16 protein-coding genes and 1 tRNA gene are annotated in these 16,266 nt (G+C 72.3%); 11 read left to right on the plus strand and 6 right to left on the minus strand.

From position 1 onward, the window contains the following. Positions 1–54 precede the first annotated feature (54 nt). Together AB0C03_RS29980 and AB0C03_RS29985 are read left to right on the plus strand one after the other, a co-directional pair. Positions 55–585: a peptidylprolyl isomerase gene (locus AB0C03_RS29980; protein WP_030331635.1), complete on the plus strand. Its 531-nt coding sequence runs from the start codon at positions 55–57 to the stop codon at positions 583–585. 88 nt (positions 586–673) lie between these two features. Further along, positions 674–1,585, plus strand: coding sequence for a rhomboid family intramembrane serine protease (locus AB0C03_RS29985; protein ID WP_030331633.1), 912 nt, complete (start codon positions 674–676; stop codon positions 1,583–1,585). A gap of 4 nt (positions 1,586–1,589) precedes the next feature. Here AB0C03_RS29985 and AB0C03_RS29990 read toward each other — a convergent pair whose 3' ends face one another. Beyond that, on the minus strand, positions 1,590–2,018 hold the full coding sequence (locus AB0C03_RS29990) for a PH domain-containing protein (protein WP_030331632.1): 429 nt from the start codon (positions 2,016–2,018) through the stop codon (positions 1,590–1,592). A gap of 98 nt (positions 2,019–2,116) precedes the next feature. Here AB0C03_RS29990 and AB0C03_RS29995 point away from each other — a divergent pair, with 98 nt between their 5' ends. From AB0C03_RS29995 to AB0C03_RS30020, 6 genes are all read left to right on the plus strand, one after another. Then, on the plus strand, positions 2,117–3,289 hold the full coding sequence (locus tag AB0C03_RS29995; RefSeq protein WP_357640487.1) for a thiolase family protein: 1,173 nt from the start codon (positions 2,117–2,119) through the stop codon (positions 3,287–3,289). 56 nt (positions 3,290–3,345) lie between these two features. After that, complete coding sequence (locus tag AB0C03_RS30000; RefSeq protein WP_357640490.1) at positions 3,346–4,359, plus strand: aminoglycoside phosphotransferase family protein; 1,014 nt, start codon at positions 3,346–3,348, stop codon at positions 4,357–4,359. A 111-nt stretch (positions 4,360–4,470) separates the two neighbouring features. Next, complete coding sequence (locus AB0C03_RS30005) at positions 4,471–4,977, plus strand: hypothetical protein (protein WP_030331626.1); 507 nt, start codon at positions 4,471–4,473, stop codon at positions 4,975–4,977. Between the two features lie 90 nt (positions 4,978–5,067). Further along, positions 5,068–5,760, plus strand: coding sequence for a response regulator transcription factor (locus AB0C03_RS30010; RefSeq protein ID WP_210857662.1), 693 nt, complete (start codon positions 5,068–5,070; stop codon positions 5,758–5,760). Beyond that, entirely contained in the window at positions 5,753–7,219 is a 1,467-nt protein-coding gene (locus tag AB0C03_RS30015) for a sensor histidine kinase (protein ID WP_357640493.1), read from the plus strand. Before AB0C03_RS30010 ends, AB0C03_RS30015 begins: the two co-directional genes overlap by 8 nt. 56 nt (positions 7,220–7,275) lie before the next feature. Beyond that, on the plus strand, positions 7,276–7,875 hold the full coding sequence (locus tag AB0C03_RS30020) for a hypothetical protein (protein WP_357640496.1): 600 nt from the start codon (positions 7,276–7,278) through the stop codon (positions 7,873–7,875). A 40-nt stretch (positions 7,876–7,915) separates the two neighbouring features. On the opposite strand, the gene AB0C03_RS30025 is transcribed toward AB0C03_RS30020, so the two are convergent. Further along, positions 7,916–9,517, minus strand: a complete 1,602-nt coding sequence (locus tag AB0C03_RS30025) for a ricin-type beta-trefoil lectin domain protein (RefSeq protein WP_030331618.1) — start codon at positions 9,515–9,517, stop codon at positions 7,916–7,918. Between the two features lie 248 nt (positions 9,518–9,765). Continuing rightward, positions 9,766–11,991, minus strand: a complete 2,226-nt coding sequence (locus tag AB0C03_RS30030; RefSeq protein ID WP_357640498.1) for a glycosyltransferase family 39 protein — start codon at positions 11,989–11,991, stop codon at positions 9,766–9,768. Positions 11,992–12,114: 123 nt separating this feature from the next. On the opposite strand from AB0C03_RS30030, the gene AB0C03_RS30035 reads away from it, so the two are divergent. Beyond that, positions 12,115–12,822, plus strand: coding sequence for a glycosyltransferase family 2 protein (locus AB0C03_RS30035; RefSeq protein ID WP_030331614.1), 708 nt, complete (start codon positions 12,115–12,117; stop codon positions 12,820–12,822). On the opposite strand, the gene AB0C03_RS30040 is transcribed toward AB0C03_RS30035, so the two are convergent. Then, positions 12,808–13,701 (minus strand): transketolase family protein, encoded by an 894-nt coding sequence (locus AB0C03_RS30040; protein WP_357640567.1) that lies wholly within the window; start codon positions 13,699–13,701, stop codon positions 12,808–12,810. The two genes, AB0C03_RS30035 and AB0C03_RS30040, sit on opposite strands and share 15 nt — an antisense overlap. Before the next feature lie 8 nt (positions 13,702–13,709). Beyond that, a complete protein-coding gene (locus AB0C03_RS30045; protein WP_357640502.1) occupies positions 13,710–14,402 on the minus strand; it encodes a thiamine pyrophosphate-binding protein in 693 nt (230 codons plus the stop codon). A 47-nt stretch (positions 14,403–14,449) separates the two neighbouring features. On the opposite strand from AB0C03_RS30045, the gene soxR reads away from it, so the two are divergent. Then, entirely contained in the window at positions 14,450–14,923 is a 474-nt protein-coding gene (gene soxR, locus AB0C03_RS30050; protein WP_030331609.1) for a redox-sensitive transcriptional activator SoxR, read from the plus strand. A 64-nt stretch (positions 14,924–14,987) separates the two neighbouring features. Here the strand turns inward: soxR and AB0C03_RS30055 are convergent, their stop codons facing one another. Next, complete coding sequence (locus tag AB0C03_RS30055; RefSeq protein ID WP_030331607.1) at positions 14,988–15,986, minus strand: NAD(P)H-quinone oxidoreductase; 999 nt, start codon at positions 15,984–15,986, stop codon at positions 14,988–14,990. 161 nt (positions 15,987–16,147) lie between these two features. On the opposite strand from AB0C03_RS30055, the gene AB0C03_RS30060 reads away from it, so the two are divergent. Then, a tRNA-Ser gene (locus AB0C03_RS30060) sits at positions 16,148–16,237 on the plus strand. Positions 16,238–16,266 lie beyond the last annotated feature (29 nt).

The raw sequence follows: 16,266 nt of genomic DNA on the forward strand, positions 1-16,266 counted from the left end.
GATCGGGCACATGGGAGGATCCGCATGGAACTGACCAACGAGTGAGGAGTACCCGTGGCCGAGGCTGTCTACGCCACCCTGCACACCAACGCTGGCCCGATCCGGCTGGAGCTCTTCCCCAACCACGCGCCGAAGACCGTCCGCAACTTCGTCGACCTGGCCGAGGGCAACCGTGAGTACACCGACCCGCGCACCGGTCAGCCGGGCAACGGTCCGTACTACGACGGCACCATCTCGCACCGGGTGATCAGCGGTTTCATGGTCCAGATGGGCGACCCGACCGGCACCGGTCGGGGCGGGCCGGGCTACAAGTTCGCCGACGAGTTCCACCCGGAGCTGCGGTTCGACCGTCCCTACCTGCTGGCGATGGCGAACGCCGGACCGGGCACCAACGGTTCGCAGTTCTTCATCACCGTGTCCCCGACGCCGCACCTCAACAACCGGCACACCATCTTCGGCCAGGTCGCCGACGAGGAGTCGGTGAAGGTCGTGGACTCGATCGCGAACACCCCGACCGGCCCGAGCGACCGTCCGCTCCAGGACGTCGTCATCGAGCGGGTCGAGATCGAGCGGTCTGCTTCCTGAGCGACCGGCGAGGTACCTTTGCTCGCATGATTGAGCGCTCCGGAGCATGGCCGGTGGACCGCGCGGCGGCGGACGGAGGGTCGGCCCGGTGAGCGAGTCGCCACCGACCACCCCGGTCTGCTACCGGCACCCCGGTCGGGAGACCTACGTCCGCTGCACCCGCTGCGACCGGCCGATCTGCCCGGACTGCATGCGGGAGGCCTCGGTCGGGCACCAGTGCCCGGAGTGCGTCAACGAGGGGCGTCGCAGTGTCCGGCCGGCGCGTACCGCCTTCGGCGGCGGTACGGCCGGCCGGCACGGCTATGTCACCAAGGGCCTCATCGCCCTGAACGTGCTGCTCATGCTGCTCTCCATCGCCTCGGACCGGGGTGGGGACGCGGCGGTGGGCGGTTCCGGCTTCGGCGGCCTCATGGGTGGCAGCACCCCGCTGACCAACTGGGGTTCGGTGCTCGGGCTGGCGTTCTTCCCGGACGGCACGCTCGGTGGCATCGCCGACGGCGAGTGGTACCGGCTGGTCACCGCGATGTTCCTGCACTACGGCGTAATCCACCTGCTGCTGAACATGTGGGCGCTGTGGGTGCTCGGCCGGTCGTTGGAGGCCAACCTCGGGCCGCTGCGCTTCGGCGCGTTGTACCTGATCGCGGGCTTGGGCGGTAACGTCGCCGCCTACCTGTTCAGCGCGCAGAACTCGGCCACGGCCGGCGCGTCGACGGCGGTCTTCGGCCTCTTCGCCGCGCTGATCATCATCGAACGCAAGCTGGGTCGGGACATCTCTCAGGTGATCCCGATCCTGGTGATCAACCTGGTGTTCACGCTGACCGTGCCGGGCATCTCGATCCCCGGGCACCTGGGCGGGCTGGCGGTCGGCGCGTTGATGGCGTTGGTGCTCGCGTACGCGCCGCGTGGTCGGCGGACGCTGGTGCAGGTCGCCGGTGGGGCGATCATCCTGGCGGTGCTGCTCGCGCTGGTCCTCTTCCGCACCGCCCAACTGCTCAGCTGACAGATCAGCTGACCGGGCGGGCGGCCCGCAGGGCGGCGGCCACCTCTTCCGGGGTGGCCCCCAGGTCGTAGCGGCCGAACAGGTGCAGCGAGTTGCCCGCGTCGATCTCCAGGGTCTCGCTGGTCAGCCCCAGCCGGGGTCGTCGGTCGACGGCGATGGCCTCGACCGCCGACCAGGGCAGCAGCCGCCGCCCGGCGAAGCCGTGGATGACGGTGAGCCCCGCCGGGTCGACCGCCAACCGGACCGGCGCGACCAGGTCACGTACCGCCCAGCCGGCCAGCGCCGCGGCGGCCAGGGCGGCCACCGTCAGGCGGACCGGGTCACCGTCGGCGAAGAGCAACCCGAGCGCGACGAGCAGGACGGCGCCGGCCAGCTTCGCCGCCGGGAGGGTCGACGGCACTCGCCACTGTCGTACCGGGGAGGTCTCATCCACCCGCCCAGCATGCCAGCGGTGGTCGGGTACCGCCTGGGCGGACGACCCGCCGATTGACGACGTAGGATCGGGGCAGCCCAAGTTACCGGGGAGTAAACATGAGTGACGCGGTCATCGTCGGCGCGGTTCGTACCCCGGTCGGGCGGCGCAAGGGCAGCCTCGCCAGCGTCCACCCCGTCGACCTCTCGGCACACGTCCTGCGCGCCCTCGCCGAGCGCACCGGGCTCGACCCGGCCCAGGTCGACGACGTCTTCTGGGGCTGTGTGTCCCAGGTCGGCGAGCAGTCGTGGAACATCGCCCGCAACGCCGTGCTCGCCTCCGGCTGGCCCGAGTCGGTGCCCGGCACCACACTGGACCGGCAGTGCGGCTCCAGTCAGCAGGCCCTGCACTTCGCCGCCGCGACGGTGCTCTCCGGCCAGGCCGACCTGGTGGTCGCCGGCGGAGTCGAGTCGATGACCCGGGTGCCGATGGGCTCCAGCGTGGCCGGCGGTATGCCGTTCAGTGACCAGTTGCGCGCCCGCTACCGGGGCGTCGAGGGCTTCGCCGACGACGCGCCGCTGCCGTTCAACCAGGGGGTCGGGGCCGAGCTGATCGCCCAGCGGTGGCGCCTCTCGCGTACCCAGCTCGACGAGTTCGCGCTGGCCAGCCACGAGAAGGCGGCCGCCGCACAGGACGCCGGCGCGTTCGACCCGGAGCTGGCGGCGGTGCCGCTCGCCGACGGCGGCAAGTTCGCCGCCGACGAGGGCATCCGCCGGGAGACCTCCCTGGAGAAGCTGGGCGAGCTGGCGACCCCGTTCCGCGCCGACGGCGTGGTGACCGCCGGTTCCGCGTCCCAGATCTCCGATGGCGCGGCGGCCCTCGCGGTGACCACCTCCGACTGGGCCAGCCGGCACGGCCTTCGCCCACTGGCCCGGATCCACACCGCCGTGGTCGCCGCCGACGACCCGGTCACCATGCTCACCGCGCCCATCCCGGCCACCGCGAAGGCGCTGCGCCGCGCGGGGCTGGGCATCGAGGAGATCGGGGTGTACGAGGTGAACGAGGCGTTCGCGCCGGTGCCGCTGGCCTGGCTGGCGGAGACCGAGGCCGACCCGGAGCGGCTCAACCCGCGCGGCGGGGCGATCGCCCTCGGTCATCCGCTCGGCGGCTCCGGTGCCCGGATCATGACCACCATGCTCCAGCACATGCGCGACAACGGGATCCGCTACGGCCTGCAGACCATGTGCGAGGGCGGTGGCATGGCCAACGCCACCATCGTCGAGCTGGTCTGACTCGCGGTCGGAAAAGACGTGGCCCCGGCCGGGAAGGGCCACCTAGGGTGCCCGGTGTGACGACGATCCCCGGTGAGCGCACCCCCGACTGGTCCGACGAACGGTGGCAGATGCGGGCCCGCTCCTGGGTCGACGCGCAGCTGAGCCGGGCCGGTCGCCGGGTGACCGGGCTGGTGGAGCCTCGGGAGCGGCCCTGGTCGCTGGTCTGGCGGGTGCCCACCGACGACGGCCCGGTCTGGTTCAAGGCCAACAACCCCGGCACCGTGCACGAGGCGGTCCTGATCACGGCGCTCGCCGAGTTGACGCCCGACCGGGTGCTGGCGCCGATCGCTGTGGACCCGGGGCAGGGCTGGTCGCTGCTGCCCGACGGTGGCGAGTCGTTGCGCGACGTGCTGGCGCGCGACAGTGATCTGGCGCACTGGGAGCGGGCGCTGCCCGGGTACGCGGCGCTGCAACTGGCGAGCGCCCCGCACGCCGACGAGCTGGTCGTCCGGGGCGTGCCGGACCAGCGGCCGGAGGTGCTGGCCGACCTCTTCGTCGAGCTGCTCGACGACCGCGAGGCGTTACTGATCGGTGCCGAGGGCGGGCTGAGCCCGGAGATGCACGAGCGGTTGCGGGCCGAGGTGCCGTCGTACGCGCAGCGGTGCCGGCGGCTCGCCGACATCGGCATCCCGGCCACCGTGCAACACGACGACCTGCACGACGGCAACGTCTTCGCGGGTCGGGACGGCTACCGCTACTTCGACTGGGGCGACGCCTCGGTGGCGCACCCGTTCGGCACCTTGCTGGTGACCCTGCGTGCCGTCGCGGACGCCAGGAAGCTCGCCACCGACGACGCCCAACTGGTTCGGTTGCGAGACGCCTACCTGGAGGCGTGGACCGACCGGTACGACCGGCGGACCCTGGTGGAGGCCGCTGACCTCGCGATCGCCCTGGGGCCGGTGAGCCGGTCGCTCTCCTGGCGTCGCGCGCTGGACACGGCGGCGGAGTCCCGCGCCGAGTACGCCGCCGCGGTCCCGGGCTGGCTGGAGGAGCTGTTCGCCGCCAGTCCACTTCAGCCCACCGTCTGACCACTACCCGTCCGAGTCGAAAATCGGACAGGCAGTGCGACTGGCGGCGTGGAACTTCCAAAAAAACTCCGTGACCCACGTCACCCCGCTGGGGGCGTCGTTGGGCAGGTCATGGACGTCTTCTCCCGAACGTTCCTTCCGGCCGCCGCCGAGGCTGGCCTGGCCGTGCAGACGGTGAGCCGGCACATGCCGGTCTTCCGCCGCTGCGTCGGCTCCGGTGACGCCACCATCCTGGTCACCCGTTGCAGCCGCCCCGACCGCCCGGTCACCGGCGACTACCTGTTGCTGCTCACGCACCGCCGACTGGTGGTGACCCAGCAGACCCGCCTCCTGCACCGACTGCGCCTGCACCTCAACACCGAGCTCCGCGAGCTGAGCAACGTCACCTGGAGCCCGGACCCGCGGTTGCAGTCGGTCGAGATGGCGGCCACCGCGATCGACGGGATCCGTGAGCGGTTCCTGATCCGGACCAGCCACCCGAAGCAGGTCTGGCAGCTCGACGCGTTGCTCAACCAGGCGTTCCGGACCCGCCTGCGGCCAACCGGCGCGCGGGTCGTCGCCAGCATCGGTGACACGCCGGCCGCCGCGCGGCCCGGGATGTTCGCTCCGTCCTGGTGAGCTGACGCCCCGTCGGGCTTCGCACCGCCTTTACCGAACTCGAACACGCACCGATCGCACCCGGCCCACCGGGTCGGCAATCATGGGCCGGTGACCGCCGAAACGCCGCATCGCGGGCTCGTCCTCGTCGTGGAGGACGAGCCGGCCATCGCCGACCTGGTCCGGCTCTACCTCACCCGGGACGGGTTCGGCGTCCACCTGGAACGTGATGGCGAGGCCGGTCTGAGCGCGGCCCGCCGGTTGCGTCCGGTGGCCTGCGTGCTGGACATCGCGCTGCCGGGCCTCCCCGGCACCGAGATCTGCCGCCGGCTGCGCGAGGCCGGCGATTGGACTCCGGTCATCTTCCTCACCGCCCGGGACGACGAGGTGGACCGGATCATCGGCCTGGAGTTGGGTGCCGACGACTACGTCACCAAGCCGTTCAGCCCACGGGAGCTGGTCGCCCGGGTGCGCGCCGTGCTGCGCCGGACCGCCGGTGGCCCGGAGGCCGCGGACCGGGCACGTGTCGTCGGCCCGGTGACGCTCGACCCGGCCCGCCGTACGGTCACCGCCGCCGGCGCCCCGGTGCAGCTCACCTCCACCGAGTTCGACCTGCTCGCCCACCTGATGGCCCGGCCCGGCCGGGTCTTCACCCGGGAGGAGTTGCTGGCCGGGGTCTGGGGGTACGCGGCGCACGCCGGCACCCGGACGGTGGACGTGCACGTCGCCCAGGTACGCGCGAAGCTCGGGCCGGCCAGCGTGATCCGCACCCATCGCGGGGTGGGGTACGCGGTCGATGCGTGATCACCCCGGGCACGTCGAGTCGCCGACCATGGCCCTGCCGGTGGTCGGCGCCACCCCACCCGCCGCACCGCGACCAGGCCGGTTCGGCCGTACGCTGACCGCCCGCGCGGTGCTCGTCACCTGTGCGGTGGCGCTGGTGTCGGTGCTGGTCACCGCCATCGTGGCGGTGCCGTTGGCGATCCGTGGCGTGCAGCGGGGCGAGCAGGAGGCGCTCGCCGCCCAGGCCCGGCTCGCCGCCGAGGTGCTGCGGACCCGCCTCGACCGGGGTCGCAGCGCCGACGAGGAACGCCTCATCCAGCAACTGCGCGACCAGGGCATCGACGCGTACCTGATCAGGCGCGGTGCCGCCGACCGGCCGGGTCTGCCTCCCCGGGTGGTGCAGCGGATCGGGCAGGGCCGCAACGTGTCGGCTCGCCGTTCGGTCAACGGTGAGTGGGCACTGGTCGAGGGTCGGGCGCTGGCCGGCGGCAACGGGGTGGTGCTCTCCCGCCCGTTGGCCACCGGGCTGTGGGCGCGCGTGCTGCTCAGTCTCTGGTTGCCGCTGCTGGCCGGGTTGACCGCCGGTGTGGTGGCCGGGCTGCTGCTGGCCCGCCGGCTGGCCCGGCCGATCCGTGTCGCGGCCACCGCCGCCGCCCGGCTGCGTGCGGGTGACCGCGCCGTCCGGGTGCCGGTCGAGCCGCCGGACGAGGTCGCCGACCTGGCCGAGGCGTTGAACGGGCTGGCTGCCGCGCTGGCCACCAGTGAGGGCCGGCAGCGGGAGTTCCTGCTCTCCGTCTCGCACGAGCTGCGCACCCCGCTGACAGCGATCCGGGGGTACGCCGAGGCGCTCGCCGACGGGGTGCTCGGCGCCGACGACACGGTGGACACCGGTCGGACGATGCTGGCCGAGGCCCAACACCTGGACCGGTTGATCGGCGACCTGTTGGCACTGGCCCGGCTGGAGGCCGCCGACTTCCCCCTCGAACCGGTGCCGGTGGACCTGACCCAGTTGGCGGTGGACGCGGAACCGACCTGGGTCGCTCGGTGCGCGGCGGTGGGCGTGCCGTTCCGGGTGGAGACGCCAGGTCGGCCGGTGCCCGGGTACACCGATCCGGGGAGGATCCGGCAGGTGCTGGACGGGTTGCTGGAGAACGCGCTGCGGGTCGTACCCCCGGGGTCGCCGGTGGTGCTCGCGGTCCGGCCGGCCGGCGCGGACCCGGCGCACGGCGGCGTGTTCGAGGTCCGCGACGGCGGGCCCGGCTTCACCGACGACGACCTGGCGGTGGCCTTCGAACGCGGCGCGCTGCACGAGCGGTACCGGGGGGTGCGCAAGGTGGGCAGCGGCCTGGGGTTGGCGCTGGCCGCCGGGCTGGTCCGCCGGTTGGGCGGGGAGATCACCGCCGGACACGCGCCGGAGGGCGGTGCCGCCTTCACCGTCCGGCTGCCCGGTGATCCTTACCTGACCCGAACATCGGCCTGACGCTCCGCTCGTCGTTTCGGGGAAGGCTGAGGGCTCCACTGACGAGAGGGAGAGTCATGCCACGTTGGGGTATCGCCACCGGCACCACGGCACTGCTCGCGGCGGTCGCGCTCGGCGTCAGCGGCTGCGGCGCGGCCGAGGTGGCCAGTCAGCCCGCCCGGGACACCGCCGTCGAGGTCGCCGCCGCCATGGGGGTCGAGGGTCAGGCGCTGACCGCGATGGGCTTCGACGCCGACGACCTGGACGTACTGACCGTCGCCGCACCGGCCACCCCGACGCCGGGCGGATCCCCCGCCGCCCAGGAGAAGGGCCGGGAGAAGCGCGGCGAGGAGTGGCGCAAGCGGCGCCAGGCCCGCGTGCTGCTGCGGAAGAACACCCTGCACGGTGAGGCGGTGGTGAAGACGAAGGACGGCGGTACGCGGACCGTCGCCGTGCAGCGCGGTGAGGTGACGGCGATCGACGGCGACTCGATGACCGTCAAGTCCTCCGACGGCTTCACGATGACCTGGACCTTCGGCGATGACCTGCGGGTCGTCGAGCGGCGGGCCACCGTGCAGCCGAGCGAGGTCAAAATCGGCGCGACGCTCGGCGTCGCCGGCGCCAAGGACGGCGACAAGGGCGTGGCCCGGCTGATCCTCGTTCCCCGCGCCAAGTGAGCGCAGGGGCCCTGGTCGACGCCAGGGCCCCTGCCCCCACTCAGTAGACGCGGGAGCCGATGAAGTCGTCGTGTCCGTAGCCGACCGGGTTCGCGGCGGTCCGGGCTTCGAACGACCACTGCTGTCGGGTGCTGCTGGAGCAGGTCGCCAACCGCAGGCGGGAGCTGCCCAGCAACGGGTTGTCGAACGCCACGCAGAGGTTGCTCGCGGCGGCCGGCCTGATCTGGTTGCCGGAGAAGACGAACTGCTGCGCGCCGGTGCCGTTGCAGTCGTAGATGTTGACGGCGGTGCCGGCGGTCATCGAGCTGTTGGCGACGTCCAGGCACCGGTCGTGGGACAGCTCCGAGTGCAGGGACCGCCGGGTCGAGTCGTACCAGAAGCCCTGGTTGCGCCCGCCGTGGCAGGAGTACGGCTGCTGCACGGTGCCGTTGCGGGAGTCGTAGCCCTTGCCGTCGACGCAGGTGCCGGTGGCGAGGTTGCGCAACTGCTTGAACTCCAGCAGCCCCGGGTAGAGCACACCACTGCCGGTGCTGGCCGGGTCGACGCAGCTGGCCCGCGTCTGCCCGGAGTTCCAGAACTGGGTGATGCACTGGGCGAACATGCCGTGCCCACGGGCATTGGGGTGGAACGACTGGCGGGCGGCGTTCTCGTTCCAGATGCCGACCTCGATGTACAGGCCGCGTACCGACGTGTTGTCGGTGCACACCTCGTGCCCGTGGAAGAGCCGGCTGGCGTCCAGGTAGCGGGTGCCGGTGTTCGCCGCGGCCGACCGCAGCGCCGACTCGAACATCGGCACCGCCTTGTTCCGGGCGAACGCCGCGTCGGCCAGGTAGAGCAGGCAGCCGCCGGCGTACCAGCCGGGGAAGTTGGGGTTGTCCTCGACGTCGGGGCTGCCGGGGCTCGGGTACGACATCAGCACCAGCTCGTAGTCCGAGCGCAGGTAGCCGGCCTTGGTCATGGTCTGCCGGATGTCGGTGAGCGCCGACTCCACCGCCTGTCGGCTGCCGTCGGTGCGGATCGTCCACTGGTCGGTGTAGGTGGGGTAGCAGGCGCCCTGGAAGAACACCCTGCGGACGGCGCAGTCGGTGGCGACCGGACCGAACTGGATGGTGCCGTCACCGTTCGCGCCGACCACCACCCAGATCAGCTTCACGTGCGTGTTGCGCGCCTTGATGCCCAGGTAGTCGCCCTGGTTCAGTTCGTTGTGCTGGGTGGGGCCGCCGGCGATCAGGTTCCAGGGGGTGGCACCGGAGCAGGCGATGTTGTACTGCGCGTCCGAGGTGATGCCGGTGCGGAACACCGCCTGGTCGTACGAGCGGTCGCACCAGTTGCCGTCCTGGTGGGTGCCGGGGACGTAGTTGCCGACCCCCTCACCGGAGATCTCGCTGTCACCCATGGTGATCAACGCGGTGCGGCGTTGTTCGATCGGGCGGATCGCGGGGCTGCCGTAGAGGGCGGTCGCCTCGGCGGCCCGGATGGCTTCGAGGTTGGCGGGGAGTGGTTGGACGGTCGGTCGGTCGGCGGCACTGGCGGGGGTGGCCGGTCCGGCGAGCATCGGTAGCACGAGAGCGGCGACGGCGACGGCGACGGTGATGGCCCGTCGTCGGGTCGCGCGTTCGGGCCTGGCGGGGATTGCAGGCATCGACGCACTCCTTTCGGCTCAATCGCGGGACGTCGATTGAGTTACCAGACGGTAACGTGCGGATCAACAGATGTGAATGCGCTTCGGATCCTTGCGCGCGGGATGCAGAACCGCCCGGATCGGACTATCCGGGCCTCTGGTCCAGCGGTCCGGCAGCCGTGCTGGTCCGTTCCGGGCCGCCGGGGCGGACCGTCCGAGGCCGACGGCACCGGGCTCCGGACCCGGCGGCGTCCGGTCGGCCGTCCCGCTCAGCGGCCTGGCGGCAGCGCGTAGCCGACGTAGCCGCGGAACTCCAGCCGCCAGCCGGCCGGAACGAGCTTGGCGCAGGCCGCCTTGCCGCCGGTGCAGACGATCGCGTCGACCGAGGCGGGATCGGCCGGCGGTCGTTCCGGCAGCACCGACTGCAACGCCACCAGCTCAGGCGAGCCACCGTCGGGCTGCCGCAGCAGCAGCCACCACGGGTACTCCCAGTTGTCGTTCTGCTGCACCAACCCGATCCGGCGCGCACCGCTGTCCCGGACCGCTGTCGCCGCCCAGCGGAACTCGTCGGCCCACTGCGGTCGGCGCAGGAACCGGGTGTCCCAGTCCGAGGTGGTGAATACCGAGCCCGCACCGACCAGCCGGCGCGGGAAGCCGTACGACAGCGCGAGCACTCCGGCCAACGCCGAGGTGGCGAGCACGGTGACCGCAGCCACGGTGGCCACCGAACGACGTCCCCGACCGCCCACCGACGCGCCGCCGGCAGCCGCTGGTGCGGGGTCGTCCGAGCGGCGGCGGAAGAGCGCGTCCATCCAGAGGCCGGCGAGGGGCACGGCGAGCACCACGGCGTAGAGCAGCAGCCGGTTGCCCCACGGCTGCCACTTGATCATCGCGGTGTGCAGCAGCACGGCGGTCAGCACCACCACCGCGTACGCCCGCAGCGACCCGGCCCGCTCGGGGGCGATCTGCCGTGGCCGGCCGAGCGCGATCACCGCGCCGATCACCGCCAACACCCCGGCCAGCGGAAACGCCACCCGGTCCTCGTCCGGGTACCAGGCCGGCTCCGGGAAGAGTTCCCGGCCGAAGGTGATCGCACGGTCCTGCGGATCGACCCCGATCGCCTCGGCACCACTGATGATCACTTCGGCCCCGGCCCGGCGCAGCGGCGCCAGCGGGGTGTCGAACGCGGTGTGCCCGATCCGCAGCGCGTTGACCACCACCGACGCCGGGTCGTGCCGCTCCATCGGGATCGACTCGCGCAGCCGGGGTGGCCCCAGCGGGTGGCCGAACTCGACTGTCACCCGGGCCAGGAACGGGCCGACCACCACGGCCGCGAGCACCAGGATCAGCACCGAACCGCCGACCGTGCGGGCCAGCCCGCCGACCGGCCGGGACCGCCGAGCCGCGCCCTCCGCCGCCGGCTCGGTCGCCGCCGCGCTCCCGGTCCGGGCCAGCCGTAGCTGGGCCAACCCCCAGAGCACCAGCAGCGGACCGACAGCGATCAGGCCGCTGGTCTTCGTCACCGCGGTCAGCCCGGTAGCCGCCCCCAGCCCGAGCAGCGTGCCCCAGCCGGTCCGTCGACGCAGCCCGTCCAGCGCCAGGGTCGCCGCGCAGGCCACCCACGCCGCGCAGACCAGGTCGGTCTGCGTGCTGGTCGCCTGGAGCACCACCATCGGCGTGGTCGCCAGCACGAACGCGGTGAGCAACTGGGCCCGCCGGCCACCGCCGAGCTGAGCGGTGATCCGTGCGGCCACCAGGAGGCAGACCACCCCGGCCACCCACTGCACCAGGTTGTACAGGTGGTCCCCGCCGCTGAGCAGGCGCAGGTGCAGCAGCAGGTACTCGGCCCCCGGCGGGATGGTCACCTGCCGGTGGATAGCGGTGGGCCAGAAGTCCAGGTCACCCTGGGCCACCCAGTGCTCCACCTTCGGCAGGTGGTACGTCTGCGAGTCGAAGTTGTTCGGCTCGGCCAGCAGCGCGACCAGCAACTCCACCAGGACCAGCCCGCCGATCGTGGCGGCGAGGAGCCGCTCGCCCGGTCGGGCCGTACGCCAGGTGTCGACCGCCGCGGCGAGCAGACCGGCAGGCCCCCGACCGGCCCGGGGCGGCGCGGGCGCGGGCTCACCGCGCTCGGCGGTCGGGGCGGACACCTCGGAGCCACCACCGGACACCACCGCGCCGACCGGCACCGCCAGCGGTACGGCGGCCGCCGACTGCCCGCGGCGGGTCTCCCGTCGCCAGCGCAGACCTGCCGCCAGCGCGGCAGCGACCAGGAAGAACAGCCAGGCGACGGCGAATGCGGGCCGGGTCAGCGCGTGGGTCGCGCCGAGCACCTCGACGACGAGCACCGCGTACGCCCCGGCGAGCAGGACGGCGCGCACCACGGCGAGCCGCAGCGGTGCCACGGTGCCCACCGTGCGTGGCCTCGCCGCGACGGTGAGCAGGAGCACCGCGGCGGCGGGAACCACCGCGAGCAGGGAGCCGGCAGCCGACATGGCGGAAGTAAACACCATTGATCTGAACCCGCCACGTCGACTGCCCCGCAGTGGCGGTAGGTGATGAACAAACCAACCAGGCTAGGCTATGGCCGACGTGTTGCCGCCACCGTGGAGATCCCCGTGAAGCTCTCGATCCTCATGCCGGTCTACAACGAGGAAGAACGCATCGCGGATGCCCTCAAGCAGGCACTGGCGGTTGACTATCCCTGTGAGGTCGAGCTTGTCGTCGTCGACGACGGCAGCCGGGACGGCACCGGGGAGGTCCTCGGTCGCGCCGACGACGCCCGCCTGCGGGTCATCACCCATCAGCGCAACGCCGGCAAGGGTGCCGCCATCAAGACGGCGGTCGACAACGCCGAGGGCGACTACATGGTCATCCTCGACGCTGACCTGGAGTACGACCCGCAGGACATCCCCAAGCTGCTCGACCCGGTGCTCGACGGGCGGGCCACCGTGGTCTACGGCAACCGCACCTTCGGCAGCCACAGCGCCTACAGCTTCTGGTACGTGATGGGCAACAAGGGCGTCACGATGGCGGCGAACGTGCTGTTCAACTCCTACATCGGCGACCTGGAGACCTGCTTCAAGCTGATGCCGGTGGCGCTCTACCGGTCGCTCGAGGTGCGCTCGCGCGGCTTCGGCATGGAGGCCGAGGTGACCGGCAAGCTGCTGCGTCGCCGGATCCGGCCGTACGAGGTGCCGATCAGCTACCGGGCGCGCGGCCGGGAAGAGGGCAAGAAGATCACCTGGAAGGACGGCGTCGAGGCGATCTGGATCCTCGGGCGCGAGCGCGCTCGTCGCCGCCCCACCGCCTCAGCCGCCAACTGACCCCAGGAACGCGCTGATCGACCGCCGCAGACCGTCGGCGTCCAGACCATGCCACCGGGCGTGGTCGGCCGGATTCCCGTACCGTCGCAGGTCGGTCTGACCCACCCCGAGGGCGAGCAGCCGATGAGGTACGTCCGCCAGCGCCCGACTGACGAGCGCGCTCGACGTCCCCGCCAGGTACGGCTCGACCAGCACCACGTCGGTGTGGACGAGCGCCCGCAGCCCGCGCGTGTCGAACGGCCGGGGTGTGTGGGTGTACGCCACCGTCACGTCCATCCCCTCCGTCGCCGCCAGTGTGGGGTCGAGCATCGGTCCGACCGCCACCACGAGTGGCGCGTCCGTCCCGCCCCGCCGGAGCACCCGTAGCCGGGCGGCATCCGGGTACGCCTCGGCGTTGCGCTGCTCGGAAAGGCGCAGGTAGATCGGATCGTCGGTGGTGGCGGCGGTGCGCAGCAGCGGCGCCACCTCGTCCGGGTGACCGGGCACCCGGACCGTCCAGCCGTCGCCGAGTGAGTCGAAGAGCGCCACGTCCCCGGGCGACTGGTGGGTGCGGCCCTCCGCCGACCCGTCGTACGACGCGCCGATGCTGACCAGGACCGCCCCCACGCCCTGATGGTCCAGATCCAACTTGATCTGCTCGTACGCCCGGTCCACCAGGAACGTCGCGTACGAGTGCGCGATCGGACGCAGCCCGGTCAGGGCGAGCCCGCCGGCCACACCGATCATCAGTTGCTCCCGGATCCCCACGTTGAGAACCCGGTCCGGGTGCCGGTGCCCGACTGGGGCGAACTGGCTCGCCGAGATGTCGGCCAGCACCAGTGCGGTACGCGGATCCTCGTCGAGGAGCGCGGTGGTGGTGTCGATGAAGGCGGTACGCATGTCGGTCATCAGTTGCTCCCGATGCGGGCGACGACCAGGTGCGGCTGTCGTGGCCGGTGCCCGGTCAACGCCGCGTACAGGGCTTCGTGGTTCCGGCCGTCGACGGTGTCGGCGGTCCAGCCGTTGACGGTGAACCGGCTGGCGATGCCGCCGGCCCACCCGTGGCTGGCCGACGCGTTGTCGACCACGACCGCGGTGAGGCTGTCCAGGCCGGTCGCTCCGGCGTACGCGATCGCCTCGTGGTTGGATCCCTCGTCCAGTTCGGCGTCGCCGAGCAGCAGGTACACCCGGGGTTTGGTCAGCCCCTGGGCGCGCAGGCCGAGCGCGGTGCCGACGGCCAGCCCGAACCCGTGCCCGAGGGAGCCGGAGCCGATCTCGACCCCGGGCACCAGGAGCCGGTCCGGGTGGTGGCCGAGCCGGCTCGCCGGCCCGGCCAGGTCGTCGAGCCAGGTGTCCGGGATGAAGCCGTGCGCGGCGAGCACCGCGTAGTAGGCGGCCGGTCCGTGGCCCTTGGAGAGCAGGAACCGGTCCCGCTCCGGGTCGTCGACGGTGTCGGGGGTGACCCGCAACACCCGGTCGTAGAGCACCTGGAGGACGTCGATGGTGGAGTGCGCGCTGGGCGCGTGTTTCTCGTCGCCGGTCAGTCGGCGGATCAACCCGGGTAGGCGAGCGCTGCTGTCGGTGGTCAGTGCGGTGGTCATGCCACTACTGTGTGAGTTGAAGTGCACTTCAACTCAAGGACCTGGTGATGCCGGATTTGTTGACGATCGGTGAGCTGTCCGCCCGCTCCGGGGTGGCGCCGTCGGCGCTGCGCTACTACGAGCGACTCGGGCTGATCCGCGCCGACCGCACCGGCGGCAACCAGCGCCGGTATGCCCGCGCCGAGCTGCGGCGGGTCGCCTTCATCCGGATCTCCCAGCAGGTCGGCGTCTCGCTCGACGAGATCCGGGAGGCACTCGACTCGCTCCCCGAGGCCCGCACCCCCAGCCCACAGGACTGGGCGCGGCTCTCGGCGAGCTGGCGGAGCCGACTGGACGAACGCATCCGGCTGCTCACCAAGCTCCGCGACGACCTGGACGGCTGCATCGGCTGCGGTTGCCTGTCCTTGCAGCGCTGCACGCTCAACAACCCCGAGGACACGCTGGCCGGCGAGGGCCCGGGTGCCCGACTGGTGCTGCCCCGACCGACGGACGCCCCAACCCCGGCGGGCTCGCTGAGCTGACGGCCGATCCGCCTCCCGGCGGGCTCGCTGAGCTGACGGCCGATCCGCCTCCCGGCGGGCTCGCTCAGCTGACGGCTGACCCGCCTCCCGGCGGGCGGGTCAGCAGCACCTTGCCGAAGTGGTCGTTCGACTCGACGAGCCGGTGCGCCTCCGCCGCCTCGGTCATCGGGAGCCGCCGGTCCACGATCGGCCGGATCCGGCCCGCCTCGACCAGCGGCCACACCTCGTCGCGTACCCCCTGGACGATCTCCGCCTTCTCCGCGAGCGGTCGGGACCGTAGCGACGTCGCGGCGACGCTCGCCCGCTTGGCCAGCAGCGCGCTGAGATCCAACTCGGCCTTGCGCCCGCCCTGCATCCCGATCACCACGAGCCGACCGCCGGTGGCCAGCGCGGAGACGTTCCGCCCCAGGTAGGACCCGCCCATGATGTCGAGGATGACGTCCACGCCGCGCCCGTCGGTGACCCTCCGGGCCTCCTCGACGAAGTCCTGCTCCCGGTAGTCGATCGTGTGCGCCGCGCCCAGTTCGCGCAGCCGGGCGTGCTTGGCCTCGCGCGCGGTGGTCAGCACCGTGACGCCGAGGGCCGCCCCGAACTGGATGGCGAAGGTGCCGATCCCGCTGCCCCCGCCGTGCACCAGCAGGGTGTCGCCCGCGCCGAGCCGGGCCACCTGGACCAGGTTCGACCAGACCGTGCAGGCCACCTCGGGCAGCGCCGCCGCGTCGACCGGGTCGCACGCCGGCACCGGCAGCAACTGCCCGGCGGGGACCGCGACCCGCTCCGCGTACCCGCCACCGGACAGCAGCGCGCAGACCTGCTGCCCGACCGCCCACCCGGCGACCTGGGCGCCGACCTCCGTGATCACCCCGGAGCATTCCAACCCGGGGTACGCCGACGCGCCCGGCGGTGGTGGGTAGTGCCCCTGCCGTTGCAGCAGGTCAGCGCGGTTGACCCCGGTGGCCCGCACATCCACGATCACCTCGTCGGGGCCCGGCTCCGGGTCGGGCACCTCGGCCCAGACCAGCGCGTCGGGACCACCGGGCTCCGGAATCGTGATGGCTCGCATGGGGCCAGTCTTCCCGATCTCACCCGGTGCCGCAGGCGCACCCTCCAGCCCACAGTGGACGGGCCAAGATGCCTGGCCGGCGCAGCGGGGAGGGACGCTGGGCCGCCCGGAGTGAGCCGTGGCAGACTATGCGTGGCCGTACGCCCACGGGTGGCGGTCCAGGAGGGTTCGCCTAGTGGCCGATGGCGCTGGTCTTGAAAACCGGTAAGGCAGCGATGTCTTCGTGGGTTCGAATCCCACACCCTCCGCCACCAATCCGGTGGTGATCAGCTCGGCTGCC

The sequence above is a fragment of the Micromonospora parva genome (assembly GCF_040649675.1).
Lineage (GTDB): Bacteria > Actinomycetota > Actinomycetes > Mycobacteriales > Micromonosporaceae > Micromonospora > Micromonospora parva.

What these genes read in the sequence shown, in the direction of transcription:
- AB0C03_RS29995 (WP_357640487.1), top strand. Translation starts at nt 2,117, where the DNA reads ATGAGTGACGCGGTCATCGTCGGCGCGGTTCGTACCCCGGTCGGGCGG.
- AB0C03_RS30040 (WP_357640567.1), bottom strand. Translation starts at nt 13,701, where the DNA reads ATGCGTACCGCCTTCATCGACACCACCACCGCGCTCCTCGACGAGGAT.
- AB0C03_RS30025 (WP_030331618.1), bottom strand. Translation starts at nt 9,517, where the DNA reads ATGCCTGCAATCCCCGCCAGGCCCGAACGCGCGACCCGACGACGGGCC.
- AB0C03_RS30030 (WP_357640498.1), bottom strand. Translation starts at nt 11,991, where the DNA reads ATGTCGGCTGCCGGCTCCCTGCTCGCGGTGGTTCCCGCCGCCGCGGTG.
- soxR (WP_030331609.1), top strand. Translation starts at nt 14,450, where the DNA reads ATGCCGGATTTGTTGACGATCGGTGAGCTGTCCGCCCGCTCCGGGGTG.
- AB0C03_RS30005 (WP_030331626.1), top strand. Translation starts at nt 4,471, where the DNA reads ATGGACGTCTTCTCCCGAACGTTCCTTCCGGCCGCCGCCGAGGCTGGC.
- AB0C03_RS30015 (WP_357640493.1), top strand. Translation starts at nt 5,753, where the DNA reads ATGCGTGATCACCCCGGGCACGTCGAGTCGCCGACCATGGCCCTGCCG.
- AB0C03_RS30045 (WP_357640502.1), bottom strand. Translation starts at nt 14,402, where the DNA reads ATGACCACCGCACTGACCACCGACAGCAGCGCTCGCCTACCCGGGTTG.
- AB0C03_RS30055 (WP_030331607.1), bottom strand. Translation starts at nt 15,986, where the DNA reads ATGCGAGCCATCACGATTCCGGAGCCCGGTGGTCCCGACGCGCTGGTC.
- AB0C03_RS30020 (WP_357640496.1), top strand. Translation starts at nt 7,276, where the DNA reads ATGCCACGTTGGGGTATCGCCACCGGCACCACGGCACTGCTCGCGGCG.